Below are 5,441 nucleotides of genomic sequence, written 5' to 3'. Positions count from 1 at the left end.
CGGTCCGCCCGTTGCGCGAGGTGGTGGTGCACAGCCGCTCCGCCGCTCGCCGGGAGGCCTTCGCCGCCCGGGTCCGGGGCGAACTGGGCGTGCCGGCCCGCGCGGTGGCCGACCCGGGCTCGGCCGTCGCCGGGCGGGACCTGGTGGTGTTGGCGACCACCAGCCCGACCCCGGTGCTCCGCGCAGCCGACCTGAGCCCCGGCACGCACGTCAACACCGTCGGCTTCAAGCAGCGCGACCGCAGCGAGTTCGGCACCGACCTGCTGGACGTCGCCGACCTGCTGGTCACCGACTCGCCGGCCCAGGCGGCGGACTACCAGCCGCCGATGCTCGCGGCCACACCCCCGTACGCAGGGCGGTTGCGCGACCTGGGCGGCATCCTGGCCGGCGCGGTCCCCGGTCGGACCACCGCGGACCAGATCTCCGTCTTCTGCTCCACCGGCCTGGCCGGCACCGAGGTGTTCCTGCTCGACGCGCTGACCCGTGTGGCCGCCGCGGCGCGCTGACCGGAATGACGTTCGCCCCGTGTCCACCGTCTCCGCAGCCCGCGTGCGTGGGCTTACCCGGACGGCCCGGTACCCTCGGATGGTGTCTGCCACCTCTCCTTCTCCCGCTGACCACGCCGAGGGCCGTCGCGTCGCCCTGCTGACCCTGGGCTGTGCCCGCAACGAGGTCGACTCGGAGGAGCTGGCCGCCCGCCTGCACGCCGACGGCTGGCAGGTGACCACCGACGGCGAGGGCGCCGACGTGGTGGTCGTCAACACCTGCGGTTTCGTGGAGAAGGCCAAGCAGGACTCCATCCAGACCCTGCTCGCCGCCGCCGGAACGGGCGCCAAGGTGGTCGCCGCGGGCTGCATGGCCGAGCGGTACGGCCGTGAGCTGGCCGACAGCCTGCCCGAGGCGCAGGCGGTGCTGAGCTTCGACGACTACCCCGACATCGCCGCCCGGCTGAACGCCGTCGTCGCCGGCGAGCAGATCACCGCGCACACCCCGCGCGACCGGCGCGAGCTGCTGCCGCTGACGCCGGTGCAGCGGCGCGACAGCACGGTGTCGCTGCCCGGCCACGGCACCGTGACCCGCACCGTCGTCGACACCGACGAGCACACCCCGGCTCACCTGCGCCAGGTGCTGCGCCGGCGGCTCGACACCGGCCCGGTGGCCTCGTTGAAGCTGGCCAGCGGCTGCGACCGCCGCTGCGCGTTCTGCGCCATCCCGGCCTTCCGGGGGGCCTTCGTCTCGCGTACCCCGGACGAGCTGCTCGCCGAGGCGGAGTGGCTGGCCAAGACCGGCGTACGGGAGCTGGTGCTGGTCAGTGAGAACTCCACCTCGTACGGCAAGGACCTGGGTGACCCGCGTGCCCTGGAGAAGCTGCTGCCGCAGCTCGCCGCGGTGACCGGCATCGTCCGGGTGCGGGCCAGCTACCTTCAGCCGGCCGAGACCCGGCCGGGGCTGGTCGAGGCGATCGCCACCACCCCGGGCGTGGCGCCGTACTTCGACCTGTCGTTCCAGCACTCCAGCGAGCCGGTGCTGCGCCGGATGCGGCGATTCGGCTCCACCGACCGGTTCCTGGAGCTGCTGGCCAGTGCGCGCGCTCTTGCTCCGGACGCCGGTGCCCGGAGCAACTTCATCGTCGGGTTCCCCGGCGAGACCCGCGCCGACGTCGACGAGCTGGTCCGGTTCCTGACCGAGGCCCGGCTCGACGCGATCGGCATGTTCGACTACAGCGACGAGGACGGCACCGAGGCCGCCGGCCTGCCCGGCAAGGTCTCCGCCGCGACCATCAAGCGGCGCTACGACCGGCTCAGCGCGCTCGCCGACGAGCTCTGCTCGCAGCGTGCGGAGGACCGGCTCGGCTCGACCGTCGAGGTGCTTGTCGACTCGATCGAGGACGGCGTGGTGGAGGGCCGGGCGGCCCACCAGGCGCCGGAGGTGGACGGTTCCACCACCCTGGTCGCCCCGGCCGAGGGCGGCGTCGACCTGGCCGCGCTGCGCCCGGGTGACCTGGTGCGCGCAACGGTGACCGGCACCGAAGGGGTGGACCTGCTCGCTGTGCCGGATGAGATGATCTCGGCGGCGCCCGGCGCGGCACGGTGACGGCGGGCCCGAGCGGAGCGGGGGACCCAGGTGGTGCGGTGCCGGGAACACCACGGCGACCCGAGCGGAGTGCGGCGGTGACCGGGGCGACGGAGTCGACGCCGGGTCGGGTGGTGGCCGTGGTGCCGGTCGTCAACGCGGCCAACGCGCTGACCGCCCTGCGGCTGGTGCTGGTGCCGGTCTTCGCCGCTTCGGTGATCGTGTCGGGGATGACCCACGCCGGTTGGCGGATGGCAGCCTGCCTGATCTTCGCGGTGGCCTCGGCGACCGACCTGGTGGACGGCTGGATCGCCCGCCGCTTCGGGCTGGTCACCTCGGTCGGCAAGGTGGCCGACCCGATCGCCGACAAGGCGCTCACCGGCGCCGCGCTGGTGCTGCTCTCCTGGTACGACCGACTGCCCTGGTGGGTGACCGCACTGATCCTCGTCCGCGAGCTGGGCATCACCGGGCTGCGGTTCTGGGTGATCCGGCACGGCGTGATCGCCGCCAGCCGCGGCGGCAAGGTCAAGACCGCGCTCCAGATCCTGGCCATCGCCTGGTACCTCTGGCCGATGCCGGCCGCGCTCGCCGCCGTCGGCCCCTGGATCATGGCCGCCGCCGTCCTGGTGACGGTCGCCACCGGCTTCGACTACATAGCCCAAGCCCTCCGCCTCCGCCGCCCCCGCTAACCCCCCGGCCCCCCGGGCCCCCCTCCCCCGTTGATCATGAAGTTGTTGCCATCCCGGGCGGCGTGTCGTGACGCTAACTTCATGATCAACGCGATTGGGGTCGGGAGGGTTGGGGGCAGTTGGGTTGGGGACTGGTGGGTGGGGAAGGACTGGTTTGTGCGGGGGCTGGGTGTTGGCGGACGGTGCTGGGGCGGGTGGTGCTGAGGTGAGCGGTGTCGGTGAGGGTGGCGCGGTGAATGGTGCTGACGTGGGCGGTGCCGAGGTGGGCAGTGCGGCGGCGGCGGTCGTGCACCGGCTGGCCGAGCGGCACGAGACCCTGGCCACCGTCGAATCGCTCACCGGCGGGTCGCTGGCCGCCTCGATCGTGAACATCGCCGGGGTCAGCGGGGTCTACCGGGGTGGTCTCGTGGTCTACGCCACCGAGCTGAAGGCGAGCCTGGCTGGCGTACCCGCTGACCTGCTGTCCGAGCGGGGACCGGTGGACCCGGAGGTGGCGGCGGCGCTCGCCGAGGGTGGCCGGCAGCGGTGCGGCGCGGACTGGGGGCTGGCCACCACCGGGGTCGCCGGCCCGGAGCCGCAGGACGGAAAGCCCGTCGGTCTGGTCTACGTCGCGGTCGCCGGCCCCAACGGCGGTGAGGTCCGCCAGCTCGACCTGGGCGACGGGCGGGACCACGTCCGCGCGGCGGCGGTCGTCGCGGCGCTGCGGCTGCTCACCGAGCGGCTCGCCGCCGCGACATCGTGAACGCCAAGGCCAAAGCCACCCCGCTGGGCCACGACGACGACGGTCGCGGCGAACCCAAGCCGACGCCACACGGGCGGCGGCGCACCCCGGTGGGCCCGTCCCGGCGAACCGACGGGCGGGGCGGGATGTCGCCCGGGCCCACAACGGGTACGGTTGCGGGAAGGCTCCGACGTTCGGGGTCGGCGCGGTCAGCCGCGACCGGCTGCCCAGCGGAGGGCGCGAGGTATCCCTCAGGGGGAGGTGCGATGATCCTGCTACGCCGGGTGATCGGTGACGCACTGCGAGCGCGCCGGCAGGGCCAGCAGCGCACGCTGCGTGAGGTCTCCACCGCCGCCAACGTCAGCCTCGGCTACCTCTCCGAGATCGAGCGGGGGCACAAGGAGCCGTCGAGCGAGCTGCTCGCCGCGATCTGCGACGCCCTCGGGGCCCGCCTGTCCGAGCTGCTGCGTGAGGTGAGCGACACCGTGGCGCTCGCCGAGCAGATGCCCGGGGTGCTCGTCTCGATGCAGGACGAGCCGGCCGACGCCGCAGCCAAGAGCACCAACCGGGGGGTCCGTCAGGTCACCTCCGACGGCAAGGTCGCTGTCTCGGTCCGCCAGGACTCGCCGCTCAAGGCCACGCTGCGCAGCACCCGGGTTCGCCCGACCGAGCGCGACCGTGACGTGGTCTGCGCCGCCTGAGCCGCCGATCCGGTTGACCATGGGCGGTCTGGCCCCGGCCGCGTAGGGTTGCTCGCAGGAGCCGCCGGTGCTGTCGACCGGTACGGATGCCTCGTTGGCGTTCGGCTGGGACGATGGAGACCGGCCGGTCACGGTCGGTCGGTTCAGCCGGCCCGGCCGTGGTGGAGCGACGCTACTGAGGGGATACCACGGAGATGGCGAACCCGTTCGTCAAGGGTTGGAACTACCTGATGGCGCTCTTCGGTGCGAAGATCGACGAGCATGCCGATCCCAAGGTGCAGATCCAGCAGGCCATCGAGGATGCCCAGCGGCAGCACCAGGCGCTGGTTCAGCAGGCTGCCGCGGTGATCGGCAACCAGCGTCAGCTGGAGATGAAGCTGTCCCGGCAGATGTCCGAGGTCGAGCGGTTGCAGGGCAACGCCCGGCAGGCCCTGGTCCTCTCCGACCAGGCCCGGGCCAAGGGCGACGAGGCCGAGGCGGCGCGGTTCGAGCAGTCCGCGCAGACGCTGGCCAGCCAGCTCGTCTCCGCCGAGCAGGCCACCGAGGACCTGAAGACCCTGCACGACCAGGCGCTGGGCGCCGCGGCCCAGGCCCGCCGAGCGGTCGAGAACAACTCGATGATCCTCCAGCAGAAGCTCGCCGAGCGCACCAAGCTGCTCAGCCAGCTGGAGCAGGCCAAGATGCAGGAGACGGTGGCCCGCTCGCTGGAGTCGATGTCGTCGCTGACCGCGCCGGGCACCACCCCGTCGCTGGACGAGGTGCGCGACCGCATCGAGCGGCGGTACGCCAACGCGATGGGTCGCGCCGAACTGGCCGGCAACTCCGCCGAGGGCCGTATGTTGGAAATCCAGAAGGCCACGATCGACTCGGCCGGCTCGGCCCGGTTGGAGCAGATCCGGTCCAGCATGGCGGGGGAGCAGCTCGGCGGCGCGGCCCAGCGACCGGCCGTGCCGCAGGCCGAGAAGACCGGCCCGGCCAACGACCCAACGGCCGCCGCACGGCTGGACGAGCTGCGCGCCAGCATGGCCCGCGAGCGGGGCACCGGCGACCCGTCCGCCGCCGGCTGAACGACCGGATCGAGGGGGTCAGGGTGGCAGACGAACGGACACGGTACTTCCGGAGGCTGGGTCGGCTCCGCCGGTCGGCCCGACGGTGGAGCGTGCTGGCCGGTGGGCTCGGCGGCGCGGCGGTGGTGCTGACTCCGTACGCCGGCCTTGGTCTGCCCGACGCGGCCTGGGCCGGCGCCGCGGGCAGTGC

The 5,441-nt window shown here is 73.4% G+C and carries 5 protein-coding genes and 2 pseudogenes; all 7 read left to right on the top strand.

What is annotated here, in order from left to right:
* Positions 1 to 506, top strand: a pseudogene (locus PSH25_RS12620) (ornithine cyclodeaminase family protein); the annotation flags it as partial.
* 79 nt (positions 507 to 585) lie between these two features.
* Positions 586 to 2,094, top strand: a complete 1,509-nt coding sequence (gene rimO / locus PSH25_RS12615; RefSeq protein WP_238659276.1) for a 30S ribosomal protein S12 methylthiotransferase RimO — start codon at positions 586 to 588, stop codon at positions 2,092 to 2,094.
* Positions 2,095 to 2,171: 77 nt separating this feature from the next.
* Positions 2,172 to 2,762: a CDP-diacylglycerol--glycerol-3-phosphate 3-phosphatidyltransferase gene (gene pgsA, locus PSH25_RS12610; RefSeq protein WP_238659275.1), complete on the top strand. Its 591-nt coding sequence runs from the start codon at positions 2,172 to 2,174 to the stop codon at positions 2,760 to 2,762.
* A 232-nt stretch (positions 2,763 to 2,994) separates the two neighbouring features.
* Entirely contained in the window at positions 2,995 to 3,504 is a 510-nt protein-coding gene (locus tag PSH25_RS12605) for a CinA family protein (RefSeq protein WP_238659274.1), read from the top strand.
* Positions 3,505 to 3,749: 245 nt separating this feature from the next.
* The gene (locus PSH25_RS12600) at positions 3,750 to 4,184 is read left to right on the top strand and encodes a helix-turn-helix domain-containing protein (RefSeq protein WP_091400451.1); all 435 of its coding nucleotides are present in this window, start codon (positions 3,750 to 3,752) and stop codon (positions 4,182 to 4,184) included.
* A 194-nt stretch (positions 4,185 to 4,378) separates the two neighbouring features.
* The gene (locus tag PSH25_RS12595; protein WP_238659273.1) at positions 4,379 to 5,251 is read left to right on the top strand and encodes a PspA/IM30 family protein; all 873 of its coding nucleotides are present in this window, start codon (positions 4,379 to 4,381) and stop codon (positions 5,249 to 5,251) included.
* Positions 5,252 to 5,274: 23 nt separating this feature from the next.
* Positions 5,275 to 5,441, top strand: a pseudogene (locus tag PSH25_RS34300) (phage shock envelope stress response protein PspM); the annotation flags it as partial.

Source organism: Micromonospora foliorum, from assembly GCF_022229015.1.
GTDB classification, from domain to species: Bacteria; Actinomycetota; Actinomycetes; order Mycobacteriales; family Micromonosporaceae; genus Micromonospora; species Micromonospora foliorum.
This window is presented reverse-complemented; position numbering and strand designations above follow the sequence as displayed.